Below are 25,436 nucleotides of genomic sequence, written 5' to 3' on the forward strand. Positions count from 1 at the left end.
CGCGCCATCCCAGACAGCCCACGCCCCGCACTATCATTACCCCAGGTCGCGGTAACCAAGAATAACGCCCCAGTCCTGACGCAATCGGGCCTTGACCGCAAGGACCTTCTTGGCCCAGAGGCGCCCGTTTCGTTACTTTCTTGCGGCAAACAACGGAGTCCGTCCCCGTCTCCCGGGTGGGCCTTTCTCATTCGAGGGAAGGCGTTAGCGAAACGCAAAGGCTGTCCGGCTAGACTGCCCCCCGCGCCCCGCAGAACCGGCCGGCCATGATCGCGACACCGACTTTCCCCGATCTCTCCGCTCTTGTGGTCGACGAGAGTCTCTACATCCGCCGAATCGTCCGTGACATGCTGATGCGCGTCGGCATCAAGCGCGTGCTGGAGGCGCCGGACGGGGCCGAGGCGCTGGGCGTGCTCGCCGAGAGCAAGCCCGACATCAGCATCATCGACTGGGACCTGTCGATCCTGTCCGGCGAGGAGTTCATCCGGCTCGCGCGGACGCCGACCACCTCCCCCTGCCCCACGATCCCGATCATCCTGATGCTGGCCCAGCCCCGCCGGAACGTGGTCGACCGGGCCGTGGCGCTCGGCGTGAACGAGATCATCGCGAAGCCGTTCTCGCCCAAGACCCTGTGGTCGCGCCTGGACGAGGTGATCAACCGGCCCCGCCCCTACTCGCAGGTGAAGAGCCTCCTCCGCCCCATCCCGCGCCGGGCCAGCGCGATGAAGGCCGTCGCCTGACCGCGACCGCGATCGGGCGTTGCAGTTCCCCGCTGAGCCTGTAGGGTCGCAGATCAAGTAAGGCCGAGCGCGCTGCTCAAGGCCGACCCGAAGGATCGACGGCCGCGCCGATGAGGGACGAGACCGCCGCGGCCGCGCCGTCCCGAATCCAGACCGGCGCGGTGCCGCTTCAGACGCAAGCCCCCGTGTCGGGCCGCGAGCGTCGCCGCGCCGCCTACGCGGCGCTCGACCTCGGCACCAACAATTGCCGCCTGCTGGTCGCGGAGCCGACCTTCAGCGGCTTCCGCGTGATCGACGCGTTCTCGCGGATCGTGCGGCTCGGCGAGGGGCTCGGCACGTCCGACCGCCTGAGCGAGGCGGCGATCGAGCGGACCGTGGAGGCCCTGCGGATCTGCCGGGCCAAGATGCAGGCCCGCGGCGTGCAGCGCGCCAAGATCATCGCCACGGAGGCCTGCCGCCTCGCGGTGAACGGCGCCGCCTTCGTGGAGCGCGTCCGCCGCGGCGTCGGCCTCGACCTGGAGATCGTCGACCGGCAGACCGAGGCCTATCTCGCGGTCACCGGCTGCGCGGCGCTCGCGGACCCGCTCGCCGAATCCGTCATCATCTTCGACATCGGCGGCGGCTCCACCGAGATCGCGTGGCTGGACGGGGCGGCCGCCAACCCGTCGACCGACCCGACGCTGCGGATCCGGGCCTGGGATTCGCTGCCGGTCGGCGTAGTCACGCTCGCCGAGCGCCACGGCGGCGCCGAGGTCACCCGGCGCATGTTCGAGGGTATGGTCGAGGAGGTGGCCGAGAAGCTCTCGGCCTTCGCGCTCCGCGCCGCGCCCGCGGCGACGGCGCCGCATTTCCACCTGCTCGGCACGTCCGGGACCGTCACGACCATCGCGGCGATGCATCTGCGGCTCGCCCGTTACGAGCGTCGGCGCGTCGACGGGTTGTGGATGAGCGACGATGCGGTCTCGACCGCCATCGACGACCTGCTCGACACGCGCCTTGAGCAGCGCGCCGACAACCCCTGCATCGGCCGCGACCGCGCCGATCTCGTGCTCGCGGGCTGCGCGATCCTCGAGGCGATCCGCCGGGCGTTCCCCTCGGAGCGCCTGCGCATCGCCGATCGTGGCCTGCGCGAAGGATTGCTGATGAACATGATGCGGGAGGACGGGGTCTGGAACCGGAAGGCGGTCCGATGAGGGCGGCGCGATGAGCGACCGGCGCGGCGGCGCGAGTTCCGGCGGCGGCGTCCGGGGCGAACTGAAGCAGCGGGTGAAGACCGGCCGCGGACGGACCCTGTCCCAGAAGCGCTGGCTCGAGCGCCAGCTCAACGATCCCTACGTGGCCCGCGCCAAGCGCGAGGGCTACCGGTCCAGGGCCGCCTACAAGCTCCTGGAAATCGACGAGCGCTACAAGCTCCTGCGGCCCGGCCAGAAGATCGTCGATCTCGGCGCCGCGCCGGGGGGCTGGTCGCAGGTGGCCGCTCGGGTGGTCGGGCCGACGGGCCGGGTCGTGGGCATCGATCTCCTGGAGATCGAGCCGATGGCCGGGGTCGAGTTCATCACCCTGGACTTCCTCGATCCCGAGGCTCCCGCCCGGCTGACCGGCCTGCTCGGCGGCCCCGCCGACCTCGTCATGTCCGACATGGCCGCCAACGCCACCGGCCACAAGAAGACCGATCACCTGCGCATCATCGGCCTCGCCGAGACCGCGGCGGAGTTCGCCCGCGAGATCCTGGGGTCCGGAGGCGCCTACCTCGCCAAGGTGCTCCAGGGCGGCACCGAGGGCGCGCTGCTCACCGACCTGAAGCGCGACTTCGCCACGGTCCGCCACGTCAAGCCGGCCGCGAGCCGGGCCGATTCGAGCGAGCTCTACGTGCTGGCGACCGGCTACCGCGCACCGTCCCGGGCCACGCCCTCCGACGAGGGCTGAGCCGCCCGGCGATGCTGCTCGCCTGGGCCCTGTCCGTCCTCAACCCGGCGCCGCTGCCCCTGCACCGCCTCGGCTACGTGCGGCAGAGCGGCCTGCTCCACGCCCGCTCGCGCCGCTGCCGGGCGGCCTGGGCGCCCCACCTCGCGCGGGCGCGCAGCGTGATCGCGGCGGCGGCCGAGGCGACCCGGCAGCGCCGGCACGCGGTGGTGCTGGGCTCGGGCCTGCTCGACGACGTGCCGCTCGACGCCCTCGCCCGCCTGTTCGACCGGGTCAGCCTCGTGGACGCCGTCCATCCCTGGCCGGCGCGCCTCACCGCCCGCCGATACCCGAGCGTCGCGCTGGTGACCGCCGAGATCGGCGCCGGCCTCGCCGGGACCTGGGCCGATCTGTGCGCCGACGCCGATCTGATCGTCTCGGCGAACCTCCTGTCGCAGATCCCGCTCGTCCCGATCGACGCCCACGAGGCGCGGGGCCACGAGGCACCGCCGCGGCTCGGCGCGCACCTCGTCGCGACCCATCTGGCGGCCCTGGATACACTCGCGGCGCGCGTCGAGCGTGTCTGCCTGATCACCGACACGGTGCAGCGCGAGGAGGATCGGGCCGGCCGGACCGTCGACAGCGCCGACCTTCTGTTCGGGATCGCGGTCCCGCCCGCGCCGGAGACCTGGGACTGGGAGATCGCGCCGTTCGGCGAGATCGGGCGGCGGCGCCGCCTGATTCACCGGATGCACGGCTACCCGGACTGGAAGGCCGCGCGGCGGTCCGTGCGCTGAGGCGCAAATGAAGAAGGCCGCCCCGGTTTCCCGGGGCGGCCTCACTTCAGGATCACCCGCGAGGTCAGATCACTCGGTCGGCACGTCCGCGGCCGGCGTGGTCGCGCCGCCCTCGTCCGCGGCGCTCTCGAAGCGCGGGCGACGGCGACGGCGGGGCTTGGCGGCCGGAGCGTCCTCGGCGGCCGCCTCGGGCTCGGGAGCGCTCGACGTCTCGACGGCGGGCGCGGGACGCGGGGGCGCCATCAGGAAAGCCGGCAGACCCGTGGGCTCCTCGGCCTCCACGGAGGGCGCAGCCTCGCGGCGGCGCTCGCGGCGCGGCGCGGCCTCGGCGCGGGGGGCCCGCTCCGGGCGAGCCTCGGGACGGGCCTCCGGCCGATTCTCGGCGCGCGGGGCATCGCCACGCCCGTTCTCGTAGCGGCCCTGGTCGCCGCGATTGTCCTGACGCGAGTCCTGGCGGCCATCCTGCCGATTGTCCGGACGGTCCTGGCGATCCGGCCGGCCCTCGTGCCGCTCCTGGCGGTAATCGGAGCGGCCGTAATCCTGGCGGTCCTGACGATCCTGCCGGTTCTCCTGGCGATAGTCCTGCCGCTGGTAGTCCTGGCGCTGATAGTCCTGACGCGGCTGGTCCTGGCGCCGGTAATCCTGGCGGCCGTTGTTGTCGAACCGGCGCTGGTCGCGGTTCTGGAACCGGTCGCGGCCCTGGCGGCCGTCCTGATTCCCGTCCGGACGGCTCTCGTAGGGCTGCGGCTGCTGGCCGGGATCGTTGTCGTCGTAGCCGTTATAGGCGTGACCGTTCTGCGATCCGCCGTTGCCCTGGGCGTCGTCGTCGCCCTCATCCATGTCATCGTCGTACGGACGACTGGCATAACCACCGGTGTTGGCCGGACGATTCTGGTCCTGAGCACCGGAGACAATACGGAAGTAGTGCTCGCCGTGCTGAAAGTAGTTCTCGGCCGCGACCGGATCGCCGGCCGCCAGAGCATCCCGCGCGAGCTGCGCGTACTTGTCGGCGATGTGCTGCGCGGTGCCGCGGATTTTGACGTCGGGACCGTTGGATTCGTAGGAGCGCGTCAGCGGATTCGGACCCTTCGGCCGGTTCCGGCCGCGCATCCGTCGATTCTGGTTTGGTCTCATCGGTCTGTTATGACCCTCGTTCACGCAAACGACTGTCTACGGAGGCGCCCGGGCGGATCTCGTGGCGCGAACCGGCCAAGCGCATCCGGCGGCGCCGCGCGTGGGACCGCTCTCCGGTCCGCGCGTCTGCCTGACCACCCCTCGAACCGGGCGCCCGGTGAAAGCCGCCGATCCTCAGTCGATTGTCAGGTTCGAATGTGTCGTCCCGCCGCGCTGGCACCGGCGCGTTCTGGTTCGACGGGTTAGGGGGATCAGCGAACCAATCGGCGACCCATGGTCACCACCGACCTTACAGCCGTCCGTCTTAACGGACGGTTCGCGATCTTCAAGCCGACTCTAGCGTTCCCCGGTTGATGCAACAAGCAATTTTTCGGTGCCGGGATGGTCGACCCAGACTTAGGCATCCCTGTGGCCGGATAAAAGACCCTCCGGCCGGTCGAAACACAGGACTCGGTCATGACCGGCAAGATCGCGGGTCAACCCGCGCTCGCGATAGCCGGCGGCGCGCGCGAGGTCCGCGACGGTCTCCGCCTGGTCGTAGCCGATCTCGAGCACGAGCAGGCCGCCCTGCGCGAGGCGCGCGCCGGCCCCGTCGAGGATCCGCCGATAGGCGTCGAGCCCGTCGGTGCCGCCGTCGAGAGCGGCCGCCGGGTCGTGCCCGCGAACCTCCCGCTCCAGGGTCGCGATGACGGCGCGGGCGATGTAGGGCGGGTTCGAGACCACGAGGTCGAAGCGGTCACGCAGGGCGTCGCACCAGTCGCCGGCGACGAAGCGGGCCCGGTCGCCGACGCCGTTGGCGGCGGCGTTGTCCCGGGCGACGCGCAGGGCGCCCTCAGAGCGGTCAAGCCCGACGCCGGTGGCGCGCGGTCGCTCGGACAGGAGGGCGGTCAGGATGCAGCCCGTCCCGGTCCCCAGGTCCAGGCAGCGGAGCGGCGCCGCGCGGTCGGGCCGCGCGGCCAGCGCGACCTCGACCAGGATCTCGGTGTCCGGGCGCGGCACGAGCGTGTCGGGCCCGAGCCGGAACGGCAGGCCCCAGAACTCCCAGGCGCCGAGGATGCGGGCCACCGGCTCGCCGGCGAGCCGCCGCGCCACCGCCTCCGCGAGGGTGGCCGCGTCCGCCGCGCCGACGCGGCGATCCCCCTCGATCAGCAGGTCTCGCGCCTCCAGGCCGAGGAGGCCGAGCAGCAGGAACCGGGCGTCGCCCGCCGCCTCGACGACGCCACCCGCGTGCAGGCGCGCCGTCAGCGCGCGCAGCGCCTCGCGGCGGGTCAGGTCCTGCATCGCGTCCGGCGTCACGGCGCGGATCAGGCCATGCCCTCGGCGGCCAGCAGTTCCGCCTGGTGCTCGGTGATGAGGGCGTCGACCACCTCGTCGAGGGCGGTCCCCGCCATCACCTCCTCGAGCTTGTACAGGGTCAGGTTGATCCTGTGGTCAGTCACCCGCCCCTGCGGGAAATTGTAGGTCCGGATCCGCTCGCTGCGGTCGCCGGAGCCCACCTGCGCCTTGCGGTCGGCCGCCCGGGCCGAATCCTTGGCGCTGCGCTCGGCATCGTAGAGCCGCGCCCGCAGGAGCGCCATGGCGCGGGCCCGATTCTTGTGCTGCGACCGCTCTTCCTGGACGAACACCACGATTCCGGTCGGCAGGTGGGTGATGCGGATCGCCGATTCCGTCTTGTTGACGTGCTGGCCGCCCGCGCCCTGGGCCCGCATCGTGTCGATCTTCAGGTCCGCGTCGTTGACGTGGATGTCGACCTCCTCGGCCTCGGGCAGCACCGCCACGGTTGCGGCCGAGGTGTGGATCCGGCCCTGCGTCTCGGTGTCGGGGACGCGCTGCACCCGATGGGCGCCGCTCTCGAACTTGAGGCGGGCGAACACGCCCCGGCCCTTCACCTCGGCCACGACCTCGCGGAAGCCGCCGACCGTGCCCTCGCTCTCGGAGATTACCTCGACCCGCCAGCCCTTCGACTCGGCGTACTTCGCGTACATCCGGAACAGGTCGCCGGCGAACAGGGCGGCCTCGTCGCCGCCGGTCCCGGCGCGGACTTCCAGGATCGCGCTCTTCTCGTCGGCGGCGTCCTTCGGCAGGAGCAGGAGCTGGAGGGTCCGGTGGGCGGCCTCGAGTGCCTCCTGCGCCTCCGGCTTCTCCTCGGCGGCGAGCGCCCGCATCTCCGGATCCGTGCCGGGCTCGTCGATCAGGACCTCGACGCCCGCGAGATTGTCCAGGGCGGCGCGGTAGGCGCGGATCGCCGCCACGACCGGGTCGAGGTCGGACAGCTCGCGGGAGAGCTGGACCACGGTCTCGGGATCGATCTCGCCGGAGGCGAGCTGCGCGGTGACGATGTCGTGCCGCGCCAGGATGGCGTCGAGGCGCTCGGTGGGAAAGGGGATCATCGCCCGTGTTTCTGCAGGTCTGCGCGTGCGGTTCCGGGCCGGGCGCGGGTCTCGTCCTGCGGGACGGAGCTGCGTGGCTTGGAGGTTCAGGACCCGGCGGGACGTCCCCCAAATCCACGCCTCGTCCGTCCGAGAGCGGAAGCCGCGGCGCGTCGACCGAAATCGTCGTGGCCTTGCCGTACAACCCCGGCCGAATGTTCGGCAAGGGTCGCTATCGCGCTTAGATAGGGATGCCGTGCGCGTGCGCGAAGGCCGTGAGCGCCGGGCGCAGGGAGTCGCCGTCGTGCATCCGCGCCATCTCGGCGTCGATGAGTTCGGCGACGGCGGCCGCGTCGAGGCTCAGTACCATCGCCTTGACCGGGCCGATCGCGGCCGGCGACATCGACAATTGCCGGTAGCCGAGGCCGATCAGCGCCATGGCGTCGAGGGGCCGGCCGCCGATCTCGCCGCAGACGGTGACCGGGCACGAGGCCGCGTCGGCCCGCTCGGCGATCAGCCGGAACGCGCGCAGCGCCGCGACGCTCAGCGGATCGAACCGGTCGGCGACCCGCCGGTTCTCCCGGTCCACCGCGAACAGGAACTGCATCAGGTCGTTCGAGCCGACCGAGAGGAAGTCGGCCTCGCGGGCGATCTCGTCGATCTGGAACAGGAGCGAGGGGACCTCGATCATCGCGCCGAGGCGGCAATCGGTCGGAAGCCGGTAGCCGTGCCGCTTCAGGTAGGCCTTCTCGCGCTCGACGATGCCGCGGGCGCGCACGAACTCGTCCACCGTGGCGACCATCGGGAACATGATCTTGAGCGGGTCGCCGTCGGCGGCCTTCAGGAGGGCGCGCAGCTGCATGCGCAGCAGAGCCGGCCGGTCGAGGCCGATGCGGATCGCCCGCCAGCCGAGCGCCGGGTTCTCCTCCTCGAGCTTGGCCATGTAGGGCAGGATCTTGTCGCCGCCGATGTCGAGGGTGCGGACCGTGACGGACTTGCCCGCCGAGGCCGCGAAGACCTTGCGGTACAGCTCTTCCTGCTCGGCCGCCGACGGCATGCGCTGCGCGACCATGAACTGCAGCTCGGTGCGGAACAGGCCGACGCCCTCGGCGCCCGTCTCCTGCAGGTGGCTGAAATCCACCAGCAGGCCGGCGTTGAGGTGCAGGCCGACGCGCACGCCGTCGCGGGTCTGGGCCGGGACGTCGCGGAGCGCCCGGTACTGCTCCTGCCGGCGGGCGCGCAGGCGCACCATCTCGGCGTAGGCGGCCTCGACCTCGGGGCCGGGCCGGACATGGATCTCGCCCGCCACGCCGTCGACGATGATGGCGTCGCCCGCATCGCACAGGGCGGTGGCGTTCTCCACCTCGCCGACCGCCGGGATCCCGAGCGCCCGGGCCACGATGGCGACGTGGCTGGTCGGACCGCCCTCCTCCAGGACGATGCCGCGCAGGGTCGAGGCCTCGTAGTCGAGGAGCGCGGCCGGCCCCATGGTGCGCGCCACCAGGATGGCGTTCTCCGGCAGCACCAGGGCGCCGGCCGCCTCGGGGCCGATCAGGGTGCGCAGGACGCGGTTGGTGAGGTCGTCGAGATCGTGCAGCCGCTCGCGCAGGTACGGATCGGACTGCCGCATCATCCGGGCGCGGTTGTCCGACTGGACGCGCTCGACCGCTGCCTCCGCGGTCAGGCCCGAGCCCACGGCCTCGCGCATCCGCCGGAGCCAGCCCTTGTCGTGGGCGAACATCCGGACCGTCTCGAGAACCTCGCGCGATTCCGCGGTGCCGATCCGGTCGCCGCGCTCCACCAGGGCGTCGATCGCCGATCGGACCTCCTCGATCGCCGCGTCGAGGCGCGCGACCTCGCGCTCGACGTTCTCGGCGATCAGCGTCTTCACCACGACGCGGGGCTCGTGCAGCACCACGTGGCCGAGGCCGATGCCGTCCGCGAGGGCGATGCCCCGGGCCAGGACCGGGCGGCGGGCCGCCGTGCCCGCATCGGGCGCCAGCCCCTCCAGCTCGCCCGAGGCGATCATCTCCGAGAGCACCATGGCGGTGGTCTGGAGCGCCTCGATCTCCTCCTCGGAGTAGACGCGGTAGGTCTTGTTCTGGACCGTCAGGACGCCGAGCGTGTTGCCTGCGCGCAGCAGCGGCACGCCCAGGAACGCGTGGTAGGCCTCTTCACCCGTCTCCGGCCGGTAGGAGAAGGCCGGGTGGTTCTGGGCGTCGGACAGCGAGAGCGGTTCGGCCGTGCGCGCGATGAGGCCGACGAGGCCCTCGTCGGTGCGCATGCGGGTCTGGTGCACCGCCTCGCGGTTCAGGCCCTCGGTGGCGAACAGCTCGAGGGTGTTGTCGTCGCGCAGCACGTAGACCGAGCAGACCTCGGCCACGACGTTGGCGGCGATCAGGACGACGATGCGGTCGAGGCGCGCCTGGGGACTGACCGGCTCCGCCATCGCTTCGCGGAGGCGGCGCAGCAGCAGGCGCGGGCCTCCGGGCGCAGCGGGCATCGGTTCGTCGTTCCAGCGTCGGTGAGTGGCCTTGGCGTCGACCACCCTGCAACCTTGGCGCCAAACCCGGGACGGTCGGCGCCGGAAGGGCCGGACCGCTGGCCCCAGAGGCGTTCTGGGATCGGCGAATCGGCCCGTGACTGTTCAGTTCACACCACGCGCCCCGCTCGAACCCGCGTCCCAGGCTCAGGCCTGGTCCAGGCCGTATAGCGAGTGAAGCGTGCGCACGGCAAGCTCCGTATAGGCGGCGTCGATCAGCACGGAGAACTTGATCTCCGATGTGGTGATCGCGCGGATGTTGATGCCCTTCTCGGCGAGCGCCCGGAACGCCTTGGCGGCGACGCCCGCGTGGCTGCGCATCCCGACGCCGATCGCCGACACCTTCACCACGTCGGTGGCGCCCTCGATCTGCGCGTAGCCGATCTGCGCGCGGGCCTCGTCGAGGATCTTCCGGGCGCGCTCGTACTCGGCGGACGGCACCGTGAAGGTCATGTCGGTGGTCGACTGGTCGCCCGACACCGTCTGGATGATCATGTCGACGTTGATGTTGGCATCCGCCAGCGGCCCGAAGATCGCGGCGGCGACGCCCGGGCTGTCCTTGACCTTGCGCAGGGTGATCTGCGCCTCGTCCCGGGAGAAGGCGATCCCGGTGATGATCTGCTGTTCCACGATGTCGTCCTCGTCGCAGATGAGGGTGCCCGGGCGCGCGGCGTCCGGCGGATCGAAGGAGGACCGGACCGTGGTCGGAACCCGGTGGACCATGGCGAGCTCCACCGAGCGGACCTGCAGCACCTTGGCCCCCAGCGAGGCCATCTCCAGCATCTCCTCGAAGGTCACCCGCTCCATGCGGCGGGCCTTCGGGACGATGCGCGGGTCGGTGGTGTAGACGCCGTCCACGTCCGTGTAGATGTCGCAGCGCTCGGCCCCGATCGCGGCCGCCACGGCCACCGCGGAGGTGTCGGAGCCGCCGCGGCCGAGCGTCGTCACGCGGCCGGTCTCGTCGTGGACGCCCTGGAAACCGGCGATCACCGCGACCTCGCCCTTGGCGAAGCCCGCCTCGAGATTCTTGGGATCGATCTCGGCAATGCGGGCCGAGCCGTGCGCGTCCGAGGTGACCACCGGGATCTGCCAACCCTGCCAGGAGCGGGCCTTGATCCCGTCCTTCTGGAGCGCGATCGCCAGAAGGCCGGCTGTGACGAGCTCGCCCGACGCGACGACGGCGTCGTACTCGCGCGGATCGTAGAGCGGGTTCGCGTCCTTGACCCAGTCGACCAGCTCGTTGGTCTTGCCCGACATGGCCGAGACGATCACGGCGACCTCGTATCCGGCCGCCACTTCGCGGGCGACGTGGCGCGCCACGTTGCGGATACGGTCGACGTTGGCGACGGAGGTGCCGCCGAATTTCATCACCAGACGGGGCATGGTCTCTCGGTCGCGGGTTCCCGGTGGCGATTGGACGGGCCGCTGCAGCCCCGTCCGGACGGTGCCCGGCGGGTACAAGCGGCCCGGGAGAGTGTCAACAACCGGCCAAGCATGGCGCCCGCGCGCCGCGGCGACTTCCGTGCGAACGTCGTGCTAGAGCGCGGACACGACGCAGCAACGACACAGCCAAGACGCCGCGCGGCGGATCCCGCCCGTCGGCATGAGGACGGAACGCGCATGGACAGGGCAGCCACCGACCGGGTCACCGACGGGTTCGTCGACCGCGGCGAGGTTGCGCGCTTCGACGCGCTCGCCGCCACGTGGTGGGACGAGACCGGCCCGATGCGCGTCCTGCACCGGTTCAACCCGGTGCGGCTCGCCTACATCCGCGACGCCCTCTGCCGCCGGTTCGGCCGCGACCCGAAGACCCCCTTTCCCCTCGACGGGCTGACGATCTGCGACGTCGGCTGCGGAGGCGGCGTGCTCTCGGAACCGCTGGCCCGGCTCGGAGCCCGGGTGACCGGACTCGATCCGGCCGAGCAGAACGTCGCGGTGGCCCGGGCCCACGCCGAGACGGCCGGGGTGCCGGTGGATTACCGCGGGCAGACCATCGAGGCGGTGGTCGCCGGCGGCGAGCGCTTCGACGCGGTGCTGATCATGGAGGTCGTCGAGCACGTCTCCGACATGCCGGCCTTCGTGCGGACCGCCTGCGCGGCCGTGAAGCCCGGCGGCATGCTTTTCGGGGCCACCCTCAACCGCACGCTGCGCTCCTTCGCGCTCGCCATCGTCGGCGCCGAGTACGTGCTCGGCTGGCTGCCGCGCGGCACGCACGACTGGGAGAAGTTCGTGACGCCGGACGAGCTCGCCCGCGCGATCCGGGCCGGGGGGCTCGACGTCACCGACACGGTGGGGGTCACCTACAACCCGCTGACGGACGGCTGGCGCACGAGCCGCGACAAGGCGGTGAACTATATGGTCGCGGCCGAGCGCTCGGCGTGAACGCGTCGCGGACCGCGCCGTTGGCATCGCGGCGGAGGACGCGGCGATGCTCGAGAAGATTCCCGGTGTGATCGGCGAGGCCCTGTCGGGGCTGAAGGCGGGCCTCGACAAGACGGCGTCCCGCGCGGACTTCCCCGATGTGCCCGAGACCGTGAGCCTGTCGAGTCCGGCCTTCTCCGACGGCGCCGACCTGCCCGCGCGCTTCACGGCCGACGGCGTGGGCGTGTCGCCACCCCTCGCCTGGAGCGGACTGCCGGAGGGCACCGCCGCGCTCGTCATCCTCGTTGAGGATGCGGGCAGCCCCACGCCGCGGCCGCTGGTCCATCTCATCGCGTGGTCGGTCCCGCCGAATCTCGCCGCGCTGCCAGAAGGCGCGCTGCCGAGCCCAGGGCACGTGGGCACCGTCCGGGCGGTCGGACCCAACAGCTTCCTGCGCGCGGAGTGGCTGCCGCCGGACCCGCCGAGCGGGCACGGGCCGCATCCGTACCTGTTCCAGCTCTACGCGCTCCGGCTTCCCCTCGCCCTGGACGAGGGGCCGGGCCGCGGCGCGCTGATCGAGGCCATGCGCGGTCAGGTCCTCGCCAAGGGGATATTGACCGGCATTTACCATCGGCCCTGATCGGGATGTCATCTCCGCGATACAGCTCAGCCCTGTCGAAGCTGCGCGTTGTGCCGCATTCGTGATCTCAGTATTGTGTCGACCAATGAAGCGGTCTGGGCAGACCGCCTGAAAATGGCTGGAGATCGAGCCTGTGGGCGTCGACGTGCGCGCGAAGCGGCGGGGCGGCAGCAGCGTGGCGCGGGCGCTCGCTGTGTCGCATGTCGGGACTTGGACCTGGCACATCGGCGACGATGTGCTCCGGTGCGACCCCGTCGCCGCGACGATGCTGGGCCTGCCCAGGACGAAGGGCGGGAGCGGCACGACCTTCGGAGCCTTCCTGGACCGCATCCACCCGGAGGATCGGCGGCGGATCGCGTCGAACCTCGACGACTTGCGCCGGCAGGGCGGCCTATTCATCGCGCAGCACCGGACCGTCCCGGCGCCCGGTGAGGTCCGCTGGGTCCTCGCGCGCGGCCGCTTCATCCTGGATACCGAGGGCAGCGTCAGCGAGGCGCACGGGATCGTCATCGACGTGACCGAGTGCGGCCGCGACGGCTTCCTCGACGAGTCCGCCTTCTGCGCGACCGACGTGGCAGCCGGCGGTATCGACCGCGTCGCCGAGATGGCCCTGGCCCTCTACAACGCTGCCGAGGACGGCCTGCCCCAGCTGGGCTTCGAGCGCCTGAAGCCGCTGCTCGACGTGCTGCTGCACGAGATCGGCCGGCAGCTCGTGCTCGCGCCGGCCGTGCCGGATCTCGACAGGGTCCATTGAGCCGGCCCGCCTCCGCACGATCGCCGTCGCGCCTTGCCTTCCGGGGGCGAATCCTGATATGGCCGCGCCATCCCGCGATGCGTGAGCCGTGATCGCTGGACGCGACCCCGCGTCCCGCCTCGTGACCACGTTCCCGATACCTTGCACAACGGACGGCCCTCCGGGCTCGAGAGACCCATGAAGATCCGCAACTCCCTCAAGTCCCTGCGTGGCCGCCACCGCGACAACCAGCTCGTGCGCCGCAAGGGCCGGGTCTACGTGATCAACAAGACCCAGAAGCGCTTCAAGGCCCGCCAGGGCTGAGGCCTCTCCGCCCGGCCCAGGCCGGGTCGGACGACGATCGACGTTGGGACGGCCGCGCCCGGAGGGGCGCGGCCGTTTCCGCATGCGCGCGGCACCGCGGCACGTTGACGGATGCCGGGCCCGCGCACAGTCTGGCCGCATGACGCCGACCCGCATCCTCGCCGCCCTGGTCTGCCTGTCGGCCCTCGCCGCGACGGTGCCGGCGCAGGCAGCTCCGGACACGGCGCGTCCCGGCCGCGCCGCACCCGAGGCGAAGCCGGCGCCCAAGCCGCCGAGCCTCGATGACCTGTTCGCGCGCCTGCGCGCCAGCGAGGATCCGGCGGAAGCCAAGGGGATTGCCCGGCTGATCGAGCGGCGTATGGCCGGGTCGGGCAGCCCGACGGCCGACCTTCTCACCGACCGCGCCCGTCAGGCGGTCACCGACCGCGACTTCCCCCTGGCGGCCGAGCTGATGGACCGCGTCACCGCCCTCGAACCGAACTGGTCGGAGGGCTGGAACCGGCGCGCGACGGTGTTCTGGCTGCTGTCGGACAAGGACGACGCCCTGGCGGACCTGCAGCGGGCCCTGGTGCTGGAGCCGCGCCACTTCGAGGCCTGGGCCGCGATGGGCCGGATCTACGAATCGCTCGACGACAAGGCGCGGGCTCTGGCCGCCTTCCGGCGGGCGCGGTCGCTCTACCCGCAGATGGAGAAGATCGGCGAGGCGATCAACCGCCTCACTCCGGAGGTTGACGGCCGCGACCTGTGACCCGGGTGACCGCCGTCCTCCTCACCCTTCTGGCCCTGCCCTTCGCCCTCGCCGGCCTCGTGCTGGCGGCCGGCGCGCTGGCGACGCTGGTGATCACGCTCCGGGTCGGTGCCGCCAACCCGCCCGCGGGTCCGTTCGTCGCGGTCACCGGGGGGCGGCTCGCGACCCTGCAGGACGGGCCGGCCGACGGGCCGCCCCTCGTGCTCCTGCACGGTGCCTCGGCCAACGCGTCGGATCCAATGGAGGGGATCGGCCGCCGGCTCGCGGCGCGGGGCTTCCGGGTCATCGCCTTCGACCGGCCGGGTTTCGGCTGGAGCGACCGGATCGGCGGCGGCGACGCCGCGCCGCCCGCCGCGCAGGCCGGGCTGATCGCGGAGGCGCTGGAGCGCATGGGCGTCGGTCCGGCGCTCGTGTTCGGCCATTCCTGGGCCGGTGCCCTCGCCCTCGCCCTCGCGCTCGACCACCCGGATCGGGTCTCGGCCCTCGCCCTGGCGGCGCCGGTGGCGATGCCCATGCCGGACCGGATGCCCGACCTGCCCTGGTACTGGCGGCTCGCCGTGACCCCGCCGGTGGCGTGGCTGCTCAGCCGGACCGTCGGGCCGCCGATCGCGCGCCACTTCCTGCCCGAGGCGGCACGCCGGGTCTTCCAGCCGCAACCGCCGCGGGCGGATTACCCGGACTTGGCGCGGTCGGACCTGGTCCTGCGGCCCGGAACGCTGCTCGCCAACGTCCAGGACCTGCTCGGCCTTCCGCGCGCCCTCGCGGCGCAGAGCCCGCGCTACGGCGCGATCCGCGTGCCGACCCTGGTGATCTCCGGCGAGGCGGACCCGATCGTCCGCGCCGACACGCAGGCTGTGCCGCTGGCCCGCGCGATCCCCGGCGCGCGGCTGGTGCTGCTGCCGGGCATCGGCCACATGCTCCAGTACGTCGCCGCCGATCGGGTCACCGAGGAGGTCGCCCGGCTCGCCGGCGCGGCGGGCGCGGCCGGTCCGGAGCCGGCCGTCGCGCACTGACGCGCCGGTCGGCCCCGTTCGCGTACCCCGGTGCCGTCAGGCCTTCTCGGCATGCTCGCGGGTGATGAAGGTCAGCCGTACGAGGTTGGTGGCGCCCGGCGTGCCGAACGGCAGGCCGGCCACGACGATCACCCGATCCCCCACGGCGGCGAACTTCTCGCGCACCGCGAATTTGGCCGCGCGGAACGACATGTCGTCCACGTCGCTGGCGTCCTTGGTGACGATCGGGTGCGTGCCCCAGGCCAGGGCGAGGCGCCGGGCGGTCTCGCGCCGGGGTGTCAGGGCGATCACCGTGGCGTTCGGTCGCTCGCGCGACAGCCGCAGGGCCGTGGAGCCGGAATTGGTCCAGGCCATGATCGCGTCGAGGCTCAAGGCGTCGACCATCTGGTGCGCCGCCGCCGCGATGGCGTCGGCCGCCGTCTCGTCGGGGGTCGCGCTCTGCGCCCGGATGATCGACCAGTAGATCGCGTCCCGCTCTACCTGCTCGGCGATGCGGTTCATGGTCTCCACGGCCCCGATCGGGTGGGCGCCCGAGGCGCTCTCCGCGGAGAGCATCACGGCGTCGGCGCCCTCGTAGACCGCCGTGGCGACGTCGGAGACCTCGGCCCGGGTCGGCACCGGCGCGGTGATCATCGATTCGAGCATCTGGGTGGCCACGACCACCGGCTTGCCGTAGCGCCGGGCACCGCGGGTGATGCGCTTCTGAACGCCCGGGACCTGCTCCAGCGGCATCTCCACGCCGAGGTCGCCGCGGGCGACCATCAGCCCGTCGGAGATCTCGATGATCTCGTCGAGGCGCGCCAGCGCCTGCGGCTTCTCGATCTTGGCCATCACCAGGGCGCGGCCGGCGCAGACCTTCTTCACCTCGGCCACGTCCTCGGGACGCTGGACGAACGAGACGGCGATCCAGTCGGCGCCGGCGTTCAGGCCGGCATCGAGGTCGGCCCGGTCCTTGTCGGTCATGGCCGGCACCGGGATCACGGTGTGCGGCAGGGACACGCCCTTCCGGTTCGAGATCCGGCCACCGACCTCGACGCGGGTCACGGCCCGGTTGTGCGCCGTCTCGAGCACGGTCAGCCGCAGCTTGCCGTCGTCGACCAAGATGGCGTGGCCCGGCTCCAGCGCCTCCAGGATCTCGGGGTGCGGCAGGTGGCAGCGGGCGGCGTCGCCGGGCGTCGGGTCGCCGTCGAGGACGAAGGTGCCACCGCCCTCGATCATCGCGGCGCCCTCCGCGAAGGTGCCGAGCCTCAGCTTCGGCCCCTGCAGGTCGACCAGAATACCGATCGGCCGCTTGGCCTCGCGCTCGATGGTGCGGATCGCCTCCACCTTCTCGGGCAGCTTCTCGCGCGGCAGGTGGCTCATGTTGAGCCGGAATACGTCGACGCCGGCGCGGAACAGCCGCTCGATCATCTCCGGCGAATCGGAGGCCGGACCGAGGGTGGCGACGATCTTCGTGCGGCGTGACCGTTTCAAGCGTATTTCCTCCGTGTTCTCGTTGCCGCGCGGCGTCGAGCGCCGGCGGTTAGAAGATCTGGCGCAGAGAGCGCAGACCGGCTGTGAGCATCCCGAGCCGGACAGCGTCAAGACCGCAGTCTCGGCCGCTGCCTTCACATTACGGTTTCGCCGGCGCGTCCGGCCGGTTCGGATCCGTGAGCTGGATGGTCCAGCTCTTCTGCTCACCGGTGTCGACTTCGAAGAAGCCGTTGCGGTCGTAACCGCGGGCGAGACAATCCTCGATGCCGCGAATCGTGAACTCCGAATCGCGGGTGCACATCAGTGAACGGCCGCTCCACTCGCCGCCCCGCGTGTAGTCGACCGCGAAGACGTAGTAGAACCGCGCCGCCAGCGCGCCCTTGAGCAGCGTCTCGCAGGCCTTCGGCGCCAGGTCCCACCAGCCCTCCGTCACCCAGCCCTGGGGATCGCGGTAGCCGAGCGAGATTCCGACTTTGCTGGCGGTCTGGTTGCACAGGCGCAGGTCCGCCTTGGCGGGGCTCGCGCCGAGGAGCGCGAGGCCGAGGACCGTGACTGCCGGGAGGAGCTGAGCCGCCGAGACGCGAGACCTAGTTGACGAGGATGATGCGGCAGTCGTTGACATTGGTACAGGTCGGACCGGGGTTCACGAGATCGCCGAGGGCCGCGAAGAAGGCGGTGGAGTCGTTCTGCTCCAGCATCGCGGCCGGGTCGAGGCCGGCGGCCCGGGCCCGCTCGAGGGTCGTGGGGTCGACGAGGCCGCCCGCCGGGTCGGTGGCGAGGCCGCGCCCACCGTCGGTCCCGTCGGTGTCGGCGCTGATGCCGAAGATGCCGGGCTCGCCGTCGAGCGCGACCGCCAGCGCCAGGGCGTATTCCTGGTTCGGACCGCCGTGGCCCTCGCCGCGGATGGTGACGGTGAGCTCGCCGCCGGAGATCAGCGCGACGCGCTTGCCGGCCGCCTTGTGGCGCTTGGCCTTCGCCGCGTGCTCGGCCGCGACCTCGCGGGCTTCGCCCTCCAGGTCGGCGCCCAGCAGGATCGGCTCGTAGCCGGCCGCGCGGGCCGCCTCGGCGGCGGCGTTCAGGGCGTCGATCGGCCGGGCGATGATGCGGTACTCGGCGCGGGCGAAGGCGGGATCGCCGGCCTTCGGCGTCTCGTTGTTGGGGTCGTTCAGGAGGCGCACCGCCTCCTCGGGCAGCGGGATGCCGCGCTTCTCGCAGATGGCCCGGGCGTCGGCCAGGGTCGAGGGATCGGGCACGGTCGGCCCGGAGGCGATCACCGCCGGATCGTCGAACGGCACGTCGGAGATCGCCAGGGTCAGGACGCGCCGGGCGTTGCGGGCCGCGAGGGCGAGCCGGCCGCCCTTGATCCGCGAGATGTGCTTGCGCACCGTGTTGATCTCGCCGATCGGCGCGCCGGAACGGAGCATCGCCCGGGTGATCGCCTGCTTCTCGATGAGCGTCAGGTCGCCGGCGGGGGCGATCCAGTTGGCCGATCCGCCGCCCGAGAGCAGCACCAGCACCTCGTCGTCCGGCCCGGCCTCGGTGGCGAGCCGCAGCGCTTCCCGGGTCGCCGAGATGCCGGCCTCGTCGGGGACCGGGTGTCCCGCCTCGACCATGTGGATGCCCGGCGCTTCCTGCCCGTAGCCGTGGCGCGCCACCGCGAGGCCGACGATCCTGTCGTCACCGAGCCCGTGCTTCTGGCGGTAGAAGCGGCTCGCCACGGCGCTCATGCTGCCGGCGGCCTTGCCGGCGGCCAGGATGATCAGGCGACCCGGGCTCGGCTCCGGCAGGTGCGGCGGCAGGCAGAGATCCGGATGGGCAGCGCGGATCGCGGCCGCGAGGATCGAGTCGAGGAGCGCGCGCTGGTCCCGGGTGGCCGCATCGGTGACGGGCGGAACGGTCTCGGTCATGGCGTCGAACGGGCTCCTCTCTTGTTCGCGTCGCGCACTCCCCGCCCGTTTCTTGTCGGGGCGGCGGGCCCGTTTCTTGCCGTGAGCGCACGATCCTTGATAGGTGATCTGCCCGAGCGGCCGCGCGACGGCAAGCGCCATCGGCGCCCTCGCACAGATCTGAAGACCCTCTGAAGACCTCGGAGCCCCGTGACCCGTCCGGAGACAGAAGCGGCCGTCCCACCGGCGCATCCCTGCGAGATCATCCCCGGCGACCCCGCCTGCGGCCTCGTCATCGCCTGCGACCACGCCTCGAACTTCGTCCCGCCGGACATCGCGCTGGGCGTGCCGGCGTCGGAATATGCCCGGCACATCGCCTACGACATCGGCGCGGCGGCGGTGACGCGGAGCCTCGCCGCGCAGCTCGGCGCCCCGGCGATCCTGACGAACTTCTCCCGCCTCATCATCGACCCGAATCGCGGGCGCGCCGACCCGACCCTGGTCATGCGCCTGTCCGACGGCGCCGTCGTGCCGGGCAATGCCCGGATCGACGAGGCCGGCAAGCAGGCCCGGATCGCGCGCTTCTACGCGCCGTTCGACGCGGCCATCGACGACGCGATCGCCGCCGCCCAGGCCGCGGGCCGGCCGCCCGTGCTCCTGACCATGCACAGTTTCACGCCCTACTGGCGCGGGATCGCGCGGCCCTGGCAGGTCGGCATCCTCTACGACCGCGACGACCGCTTCGCGCGCCCGCTCATCCGCGCGCTGGAGGCCGATCCGGCCGGGCTCACCGTCGGCGACAACGAGCCCTACGGCGGCGGCCTGCCGGGCGACACGATCGACCGCCACGCCACCGCGCGCGGCCTCGCGAACGCCCTCGTGGAGATCCGCCAGGACCTGATCGCCGGCGCGGACGGGCAGGCGGAATGGGCCGCGCGCTTCGCCCGCCTCCTGCGCCCGCTGCTCGCGGCTGGATCTCCGTCCGGCCGGTCCCGAAATCGGGAGCGGCCCGCCCGACCTGAAGAGAGTTGCGACCGATGAGCGAGATCGATCCCCGGACCCGGACGGAACTCGAGGCGGCGGTGTTCCGCCGCCTCGTCGCGCATCTGCGCGAGCGGACGGACGTGCAGAACATCGACCTGATGAAGCTCGCGGGCTTCTGCCGGAACTGCCTGTCGAACTGGCTCAAGGACGCCGCCGACGGCGCGGGCGTGGCCCTGACCAAGGACGAGAGCCGCGAGGCGGTCTACGGGATGCCCTACGCCGAGTGGAAGGCGCGCTTCCAGACGGAGGCGAGTCCGGAGCAGCAGGCCGGCTTCGCGGCCGCGCAGCCCAAGGACCATTGAGGCTGGGCCCGCTCGGCGGCGAATCGGCTAAGCTTCCGGTAAGGCCGGCCCGTTAACCACGGGTCCAGGGCGCAACCGCGCCGTGCATTCGGGAGAGCCCCATGAACGCCCATTCGATGCCCACCGCCGCGCAGCGGCCCGGCGGCGACGTCTCGTCGGCCGAGGGCGTGGCCGCGGACGAGCTGAAGCAGTTCATCGAGCGCCTGGAGCGCCTCGAGGAGGAGAAGGCCGGCATCATGGGCGACATCAAGGAGGTGTTCGCCGAGCTGAAGGGCCGGGGCTTCGACGCGAAGGCCGTTCGGACGATCCTGCGCATCCGCAAGCAGGATCACAGCGAGCGCCAGGAGCAGGAGGCGATCCTCGAGCTGTACATGCAGGCCCTCGGCATGGCGTAGTCGGTTCAGGCGGAAGCCCGATTCATCCGCACTGCGGCCGTTGGCGGAGGTGTCGGGGGCCTCGACGGAGCCCTTCCGATAGCGCGCGCCTGCCCGGAGCCGCCCTCCGAGGCCCGCCGACGCGGGCACATCCCGATGAGGCGCGGGAGGGAGCGGCTTCGACGCGCTCCGCCCCGGGGGCCCGGACGGCGCGACGCTCAGCGCGCGTCCGCGGCGGCCGAGAGGGCCGGCACGTCGAGGCCGAGGGTGCGGCCGGGATAACCGGCGGCGTCGAAGTACCGGGCCTCGCCCACCGTCTGGTAGGCGAGCACCGTGACGTGGCCGGCTGCGTCCGGCTCTGAGCGAACCTCCGCATGGGCAAAGGTCGGCGTGCTGCCGTTCGCCAGTGCCTCGGTCAGGACGCGTCCGACCCGTTGGCCCTTGCCGGGAATCGTCAGGCCCAGGAGCTGGGCGATCGTCTTGCCGAGGTCGGCGTTGCTCGCTGGGACCGGGCTCCGCAGGCCGGCCCGGAAGCTCGGCCCCATCGCGCCCATGACGTTGCGGGTGTCGGCGCGCGAGAAGCTGCCGTGCATGCCCTGCCCCTGCTGAAGCCCGGTATCGGAGACCTCGACGCCGCAGGTGGTCGGATCGGCGCAGCCGGTGGAGAAGCTCCGGAAGTTGACCACGATGGCCGGCATCGGCGTCAGCGCCGACCCGTCGAGGGCGATCGCCGAGAGTGGCAGCGTCCCCGGGATCGGGCCGAGAGCCGCGCTGACGAACAGGCCACTCACGTAATCCTGCCGGGACAGCGCCTCGACCACGCGCCGCGCCAGCGTCCGGTCGCCCTCCGGCAGGTAGACCAGATCCGAGCCGCCGTTGGCGGCGATCACGACCGCCGGCTTCGCCGGATCCGCACCGATCAGGCCGTTGGCCCGGCTCGGGAAGGCGTCGGGACCGAGCTTGGCACCCTTGGCGTCCGGATCGAACAGGCCGAGACCGAGATCGTGCGCGAGGTCGACGGCGAGGAAGCCCGGCGGAAGCTGGCCCTTGGGGACGCCGGGATAGCTCTGCGACGCGGCGAAGCTGGTCGCGCTCTCCTTCGAGATCGTCGAGAAGCCGTGATCGGAGGTGACGATCACGTCGGTGCTCTCCGCGAGGCCCTGCGCCTTCAGCGCGCCGAGCAGCGCGGCCAGATTGGAATCCGCGTTGCGGATCGCAGCCAAACTCGTCGGTCCGTTGATCCCCGGCACCAGCCGCCCGAGACTGTCGCCCTGATTGTGCTGCGTCCCGTCGGGATCGCGCGACCAGTAGACGAGCACGAACGGCTTACCGCGCGCCTTGAACAGCGGCAGGACCGCCTTGGTCGCCACGTCGGTGAAGTAGGCCTGCTGGTCGACGTTGGCGGCGAGCGTCCCGGGCACCTCGGCGGTGCCGGACTGGCCGTTGGCGCCCCGCGTCGGCGCCTGCAGGGGCAGGCCGGCCGCCTGCAGGCGCGCGCGGAGTTCGTCGCCGAGCGGGATACCGCCGGGCCGGCCCGTGCTGTCGTCGACCAGGACACTCTCCTGCCCGGAGCGCGCCGTGTGGTCGAAGACCAGCGAGGGCCCGAGCTTGCCGATGCTGGCCGTGGAGAGGCCCTGGGCGTGCGCCGCCCGAAGGATCGTCTCCTCGTTGAGGTAGTTGCCTGCAAAATGGGCGTCGACGTCGCCCAGGACTGGGTCGTTCTCGAGGAACGGCGTGAGGCTCTCGCCCGCACCGGGGACCGGGAAGGCCGTGTAGATCGTGTTCCCGAACTGGCCGGTATCGCCCAGCATGTGGCCCGTCGCCATCGCGGTGGCGTTCGGCATGGTGAAGGTCGGGAACAGGGAGTGGGTGTTGGTGAACCGCACCCCGGCCTTCATCAGGCCGTCCATGGCCGGCGCGGTCGCGGCGCTCACCAGCCCGTCGCGCAGCCCGTCGGCGACGAACAGCACGACGTTGCGGGATTGCGGCTCGGCCCGGGCCGGTCCGGCGATGCTCAGACCGACGAGGCAGGAAACGAGGGTGCGCCGCATACCGAATCTCCGTGTGATCCGGTCCGCGGCGTGAGCCCGAACGATGACAGGCGCGTGACGGATCCCAGGAATCGTGTCCCAGGGATCCGACGGGAGGCTCCCCCCTCCCGGCGGGAGGGGGGCCGGTCTCAGGCCGCGCGCTTGGCGCGGTTCAGCAGCTTCCGGTTGACCAGCACCTCGGCGATTTGCACCGCGTTGAGGGCGGCGCCCTTGCGGAGGTTGTCCGAGACGCACCAGAAGTTCAGGCCGTTCTCCACCGTCGCGTCCTCGCGGATGCGCGAGATGTAGGTCGCGTCCTCGCCGGCCGCCTCGTGGGGGGTCATGTAGCCGCCGTTCTCGCGCTTATCGATCACCAGCACGCCGGGGGCAGCGCGCAGGATCTCGGTGGCCTTCTCGGCCGTGAGCGGCTGCTCGAACTCGATGTTCACCGATTCCGCGTGACCGATGAAGACCGGGACGCGGACAGCGGTCGCCGTCAGCTTGATTTTCGGGTCGAGCATCTTCTTGGTCTCGGCGACCATCTTCCACTCTTCCTTCGTGTAGCCATCCTCCATGAACACGTCGATGTGGGGGATGACGTTGAAGGCGATGCGCTTGGTGAACTTGCCGCCCTGCTTGATCTCGCCGGCGGTGAACACGGCGCGGGTCTGGTTGAACAGCTCGTCCATCGCCTCCTTGCCGGCGCCCGAGACCGACTGGTAGGTCGAGACGACCACGCGCTTGATCGTGGCCGCCTCGTGGAGGGGCTTGAGCGCGACGACCAGCTGCGCGGTCGAGCAGTTCGGGTTGGCGATGATGTTGCGCTTGGTGAAGCCCACCACCGCGTCCGCATTCACCTCGGGCACGATCAGCGGCACGTCGGCGTCGTAGCGGAACGCCGACGAGTTATCGATGACCACGCAGCCCTGCTGGCCGATGCGGGGCGACCACTCCTTCGACGCCTCGCCGCCGGCCGACATCAGGCAGATGTCGGTGTCGGCGAAATCGTACGTGTCCAGCGTTTTGACCTTGAGCGTCTTGTCGCCGTAGGAGACTTCCTGACCCTGGCTGCGGCGCGAGGCCAGCGCCACGACCTCGTCGGCGGGGAAAGCCCGCTCGGCCAGGATATCGAGCATCTCGCGGCCCACGTTGCCCGTGGCGCCGACGACGGCGACCTTGTAACCCATCTCTCGTCTCCGCGCGGAAAACCCCGACCGATCCGGGTGCCGCGCCTGTGCCAGTACAAGCGGCCGAAGGATCGTTCGTGCCGGACGCGCCCGCCAAACGGGCGCGGCCGCAGACCCCGTCCTCCGCGGAGGTGGGGGCGACGGCCGGGTCGAGCAAGGCGCGCAAGGGCGCGCGCTGTCAAGGCCGCCGACGGCGCAACCCTCGATTCACCCTGCCTCCGGAAACCCGGTGATGGCCTCGGGCCGGCAGGGGGAATTCAATCCTTCGGCGCGACGCTGGCGACTACCCCGCGGCCTCCCGCCGCCACGGAGCACGCCCCTGACCGGAACAGCGCCCCTCGTCGATCGGATCGGGCTCGGCGTGCCGGGCGGCCGGGCCGCGCGCGCGCCGGACGCCCCGGTCTGCCCGGGATCTCTCGGCCTGCGCATCGTCCTCGCCGCGGCGGCGATTGCCCTGCTGTGGGCCCTCCCCCGCTGGCCCGGCGAGGCCCCGGCCTCCGCGCCCGCGCCGCCGGCGGCCGCGGAGACCGCCTTAGTCCCGTCGGTCCAGGCCTCTCCGGCGCCACCCGCGGCCTCGGTCGCACAGTTCAACCTCGCGGAACCCGGGCTCGATCCGGTGCGCGTGTCCGCCCGCGTCGATCCGCGGACCGGGCTGCGCGAGGACACCCTCGTCCAGGGCGACGTCGCGGCGATCGAGGCGCCGGCGCTGCGGATCCAGCTCACCCGCGGGCCCCGCTCCGGCGCACCGCCGGCGCTCTTCGTCGTCATGGCCCGGCGCGCCGCGAACGGTCCGGCCCTCGACCGGCCGGCCCTGGCGGTGGCCCGGACCGGCGCCCGCGACCAGATCCGCACCAAGTTCGGTGCGGTCGAGACCCTGGAGGTGACCTTCGCGGGCCCCGCGCAGCGGACCTGCACCGGCTTCGTCACCCGCGACACGGCTTTCCAGCTCGACGGATGGCTCTGCGCGCCCCTCGCGCGCCCGCCGGAGCCGCAGGCCCTCGGCTGCATGCTCGACGCGCTGAGCCTCGTCGACCTCGCCGATGTCGCCACGACGGCGGCCTTCTCGGTCGCGCCCGATCCGGCGGGCGCGTGCCCGGCATCGGCCGGGACAGCGCCTCCGGGAGGGGTCGGATCGTTAATCCGGCGGCCGCAAAATAAAAAATGAGGCCGGAGTGTGGCAAAACGCACAAGCTCAGCCATAAGGACGGAACAACAGCCTCGCCCAAGCGTCTTATCGTCAAAGGCGGCGAACTGTTAAGCTTCGGTCGCCATACTGATGGCACTCAAGGACAAGGTTGGCCATGCGCTCGCTCAAGATCGCCCTTCTCGGCGTCGTCGCCGCCACCGGCCTCGGCGCCCTGGCCTCCGCGCCGGCCCAGGCTCAGGATGGCTACGTCTCCGGCCCGATCTACCGGGTCAGCCGGCCGCTCCCGATCCGCGTGCGCCCGCGCAGCTGGCTCGACGCCGGCAACGTGCCGCTGACCTCGAACGTTCCGGGCGCCGGCGGTTCGCGCAACCCGGCCCTGAATCCGTACCTGATCGCGGCGTCGAACCAGCTGACCCCGCCCTACGGCCCGACGGACCGGTTCGGTCGCGGCATCCTGCCGGACCCGATCACCAACGGGCCGTTCATCGGCGCCCGCTCGTCGGCGATCCGCAACGTCGACCTCTCCTTCGTCGACCGGCTGGATCCGACCTCGCCGCTCTACGGCCGCCCCTACTGAGGCGGCCCGTCAGGCAGCATGATGATCGCGAAGCGCGGGTCCTCGGGCCCGCGTTTTTCGTTGGCGGACCTGCCTGGTCACGCCTTCACCGAGGCCGGATATCCTGTATGCCA

The 25,436-nt window shown here is 71.9% G+C and carries 25 protein-coding genes; 15 read left to right on the top strand and 10 right to left on the bottom strand.

What is annotated here, in order from left to right; all coding sequences use genetic code 11:
* Nucleotides 1-266: 266 nt before the first annotated feature.
* The 4 genes from ACLBXO_RS07845 to ACLBXO_RS07860 all read left to right on the top strand — a co-directional run bounded on the left by ACLBXO_RS07845 (nucleotide 267) and on the right by ACLBXO_RS07860 (nucleotide 3,439).
* On the top strand, nucleotides 267-740 hold the full coding sequence (locus ACLBXO_RS07845) for a response regulator (protein WP_012317168.1): 474 nt from the start codon (nucleotides 267-269) through the stop codon (nucleotides 738-740).
* 110 nt (nucleotides 741-850) lie between these two features.
* Nucleotides 851-1,933, top strand: a complete 1,083-nt coding sequence (locus tag ACLBXO_RS07850) for a Ppx/GppA phosphatase family protein (RefSeq protein ID WP_447685040.1) — start codon at nucleotides 851-853, stop codon at nucleotides 1,931-1,933.
* A gap of 10 nt (nucleotides 1,934-1,943) precedes the next feature.
* A complete protein-coding gene (locus ACLBXO_RS07855) occupies nucleotides 1,944-2,666 on the top strand; it encodes an RlmE family RNA methyltransferase (RefSeq protein WP_447685041.1) in 723 nt (240 codons plus the stop codon).
* Nucleotides 2,667-2,677: 11 nt separating this feature from the next.
* Nucleotides 2,678-3,439, top strand: a complete 762-nt coding sequence (locus tag ACLBXO_RS07860) for a hypothetical protein (protein WP_447685042.1) — start codon at nucleotides 2,678-2,680, stop codon at nucleotides 3,437-3,439.
* A gap of 69 nt (nucleotides 3,440-3,508) precedes the next feature.
* Here ACLBXO_RS07860 and ACLBXO_RS07865 read toward each other — a convergent pair whose 3' ends face one another.
* The 5 genes from ACLBXO_RS07865 to ACLBXO_RS07885 all read right to left on the bottom strand — a co-directional run bounded on the left by ACLBXO_RS07865 (nucleotide 3,509) and on the right by ACLBXO_RS07885 (nucleotide 10,867).
* Nucleotides 3,509-4,549 (bottom strand): DUF4167 domain-containing protein, encoded by a 1,041-nt coding sequence (locus ACLBXO_RS07865; protein ID WP_447685043.1) that lies wholly within the window; start codon nucleotides 4,547-4,549, stop codon nucleotides 3,509-3,511.
* A gap of 420 nt (nucleotides 4,550-4,969) precedes the next feature.
* Nucleotides 4,970-5,869 (bottom strand): peptide chain release factor N(5)-glutamine methyltransferase, encoded by a 900-nt coding sequence (gene prmC / locus ACLBXO_RS07870; protein WP_447685044.1) that lies wholly within the window; start codon nucleotides 5,867-5,869, stop codon nucleotides 4,970-4,972.
* 8 nt (nucleotides 5,870-5,877) lie between these two features.
* Complete coding sequence (prfA, locus tag ACLBXO_RS07875) at nucleotides 5,878-6,963, bottom strand: peptide chain release factor 1 (RefSeq protein WP_447685045.1); 1,086 nt, start codon at nucleotides 6,961-6,963, stop codon at nucleotides 5,878-5,880.
* A 220-nt stretch (nucleotides 6,964-7,183) separates the two neighbouring features.
* Nucleotides 7,184-9,445, bottom strand: coding sequence for a phosphoenolpyruvate--protein phosphotransferase (ptsP, locus tag ACLBXO_RS07880; RefSeq protein WP_331313267.1), 2,262 nt, complete (start codon nucleotides 9,443-9,445; stop codon nucleotides 7,184-7,186).
* A gap of 186 nt (nucleotides 9,446-9,631) precedes the next feature.
* Nucleotides 9,632-10,867, bottom strand: a complete 1,236-nt coding sequence (locus ACLBXO_RS07885) for an aspartate kinase (protein ID WP_331313268.1) — start codon at nucleotides 10,865-10,867, stop codon at nucleotides 9,632-9,634.
* A gap of 237 nt (nucleotides 10,868-11,104) precedes the next feature.
* Between ACLBXO_RS07885 and ubiG the strand changes: the two genes are divergently transcribed.
* The 6 genes from ubiG (at nucleotide 11,105) to ACLBXO_RS07915 (ending at nucleotide 15,303) form a co-directional block, all read left to right on the top strand.
* Entirely contained in the window at nucleotides 11,105-11,866 is a 762-nt protein-coding gene (gene ubiG / locus ACLBXO_RS07890) for a bifunctional 2-polyprenyl-6-hydroxyphenol methylase/3-demethylubiquinol 3-O-methyltransferase UbiG (protein WP_447685046.1), read from the top strand.
* A gap of 46 nt (nucleotides 11,867-11,912) precedes the next feature.
* Nucleotides 11,913-12,485: a YbhB/YbcL family Raf kinase inhibitor-like protein gene (locus ACLBXO_RS07895; RefSeq protein WP_447685047.1), complete on the top strand. Its 573-nt coding sequence runs from the start codon at nucleotides 11,913-11,915 to the stop codon at nucleotides 12,483-12,485.
* A gap of 133 nt (nucleotides 12,486-12,618) precedes the next feature.
* Nucleotides 12,619-13,239, top strand: coding sequence for a PAS domain-containing protein (locus ACLBXO_RS07900; RefSeq protein ID WP_447685048.1), 621 nt, complete (start codon nucleotides 12,619-12,621; stop codon nucleotides 13,237-13,239).
* 177 nt (nucleotides 13,240-13,416) lie between these two features.
* The gene (gene ykgO, locus ACLBXO_RS07905) at nucleotides 13,417-13,542 is read left to right on the top strand and encodes a type B 50S ribosomal protein L36 (RefSeq protein WP_003601867.1); all 126 of its coding nucleotides are present in this window, start codon (nucleotides 13,417-13,419) and stop codon (nucleotides 13,540-13,542) included.
* A gap of 139 nt (nucleotides 13,543-13,681) precedes the next feature.
* Nucleotides 13,682-14,290, top strand: coding sequence for a tetratricopeptide repeat protein (locus tag ACLBXO_RS07910; protein WP_331313272.1), 609 nt, complete (start codon nucleotides 13,682-13,684; stop codon nucleotides 14,288-14,290).
* Nucleotides 14,287-15,303 (top strand): alpha/beta fold hydrolase, encoded by a 1,017-nt coding sequence (locus ACLBXO_RS07915; protein WP_447685049.1) that lies wholly within the window; start codon nucleotides 14,287-14,289, stop codon nucleotides 15,301-15,303. The genes ACLBXO_RS07910 and ACLBXO_RS07915 overlap by 4 nt, the downstream gene beginning before the upstream one ends.
* A gap of 36 nt (nucleotides 15,304-15,339) precedes the next feature.
* Here the strand turns inward: ACLBXO_RS07915 and pyk are convergent, their stop codons facing one another.
* From pyk to ACLBXO_RS07930, 3 genes are all read right to left on the bottom strand, one after another.
* Nucleotides 15,340-16,776 (bottom strand): pyruvate kinase, encoded by a 1,437-nt coding sequence (gene pyk / locus ACLBXO_RS07920; RefSeq protein WP_447685050.1) that lies wholly within the window; start codon nucleotides 16,774-16,776, stop codon nucleotides 15,340-15,342.
* 139 nt (nucleotides 16,777-16,915) lie between these two features.
* Nucleotides 16,916-17,398 (bottom strand): DUF1036 domain-containing protein, encoded by a 483-nt coding sequence (locus tag ACLBXO_RS07925; RefSeq protein WP_331313275.1) that lies wholly within the window; start codon nucleotides 17,396-17,398, stop codon nucleotides 16,916-16,918.
* Nucleotides 17,364-18,683, bottom strand: a complete 1,320-nt coding sequence (locus tag ACLBXO_RS07930; protein WP_331313276.1) for a glycerate kinase type-2 family protein — start codon at nucleotides 18,681-18,683, stop codon at nucleotides 17,364-17,366. Before ACLBXO_RS07930 ends, ACLBXO_RS07925 begins: the two co-directional genes overlap by 35 nt.
* Before the next feature lie 189 nt (nucleotides 18,684-18,872).
* Between ACLBXO_RS07930 and ACLBXO_RS07935 the strand changes: the two genes are divergently transcribed.
* The 3 genes from ACLBXO_RS07935 (at nucleotide 18,873) to ACLBXO_RS07945 (ending at nucleotide 20,403) form a co-directional block, all read left to right on the top strand.
* Entirely contained in the window at nucleotides 18,873-19,703 is an 831-nt protein-coding gene (locus ACLBXO_RS07935; RefSeq protein WP_447685051.1) for an N-formylglutamate amidohydrolase, read from the top strand.
* Nucleotides 19,700-20,008, top strand: a complete 309-nt coding sequence (locus ACLBXO_RS07940) for a DUF1244 domain-containing protein (RefSeq protein WP_447685052.1) — start codon at nucleotides 19,700-19,702, stop codon at nucleotides 20,006-20,008. Before ACLBXO_RS07935 ends, ACLBXO_RS07940 begins: the two co-directional genes overlap by 4 nt.
* Nucleotides 20,009-20,124: 116 nt before the next feature.
* Nucleotides 20,125-20,403: a DUF2312 domain-containing protein gene (locus tag ACLBXO_RS07945; RefSeq protein WP_026604676.1), complete on the top strand. Its 279-nt coding sequence runs from the start codon at nucleotides 20,125-20,127 to the stop codon at nucleotides 20,401-20,403.
* A gap of 197 nt (nucleotides 20,404-20,600) precedes the next feature.
* Here ACLBXO_RS07945 and ACLBXO_RS07950 read toward each other — a convergent pair whose 3' ends face one another.
* Nucleotides 20,601-22,433 carry an alkaline phosphatase family protein gene (locus ACLBXO_RS07950; RefSeq protein ID WP_447685053.1) on the bottom strand — a complete coding sequence of 611 codons (1,833 nt, stop codon included), beginning with the start codon at nucleotides 22,431-22,433 and terminating at the stop codon, nucleotides 20,601-20,603.
* Between the two features lie 128 nt (nucleotides 22,434-22,561).
* A complete protein-coding gene (locus tag ACLBXO_RS07955) occupies nucleotides 22,562-23,599 on the bottom strand; it encodes an aspartate-semialdehyde dehydrogenase (protein ID WP_331313280.1) in 1,038 nt (345 codons plus the stop codon).
* Nucleotides 23,600-23,960: 361 nt separating this feature from the next.
* Here ACLBXO_RS07955 and ACLBXO_RS07960 point away from each other — a divergent pair, with 361 nt between their 5' ends.
* Entirely contained in the window at nucleotides 23,961-24,764 is an 804-nt protein-coding gene (locus tag ACLBXO_RS07960) for a hypothetical protein (RefSeq protein ID WP_447685054.1), read from the top strand.
* Between the two features lie 136 nt (nucleotides 24,765-24,900).
* Nucleotides 24,901-25,323, top strand: coding sequence for a hypothetical protein (locus ACLBXO_RS07965; RefSeq protein WP_331313282.1), 423 nt, complete (start codon nucleotides 24,901-24,903; stop codon nucleotides 25,321-25,323).
* The last annotated feature ends 113 nt before the right edge of the window (nucleotides 25,324-25,436 follow it).

Source organism: Methylobacterium sp. C33D (genome assembly GCF_053345825.1).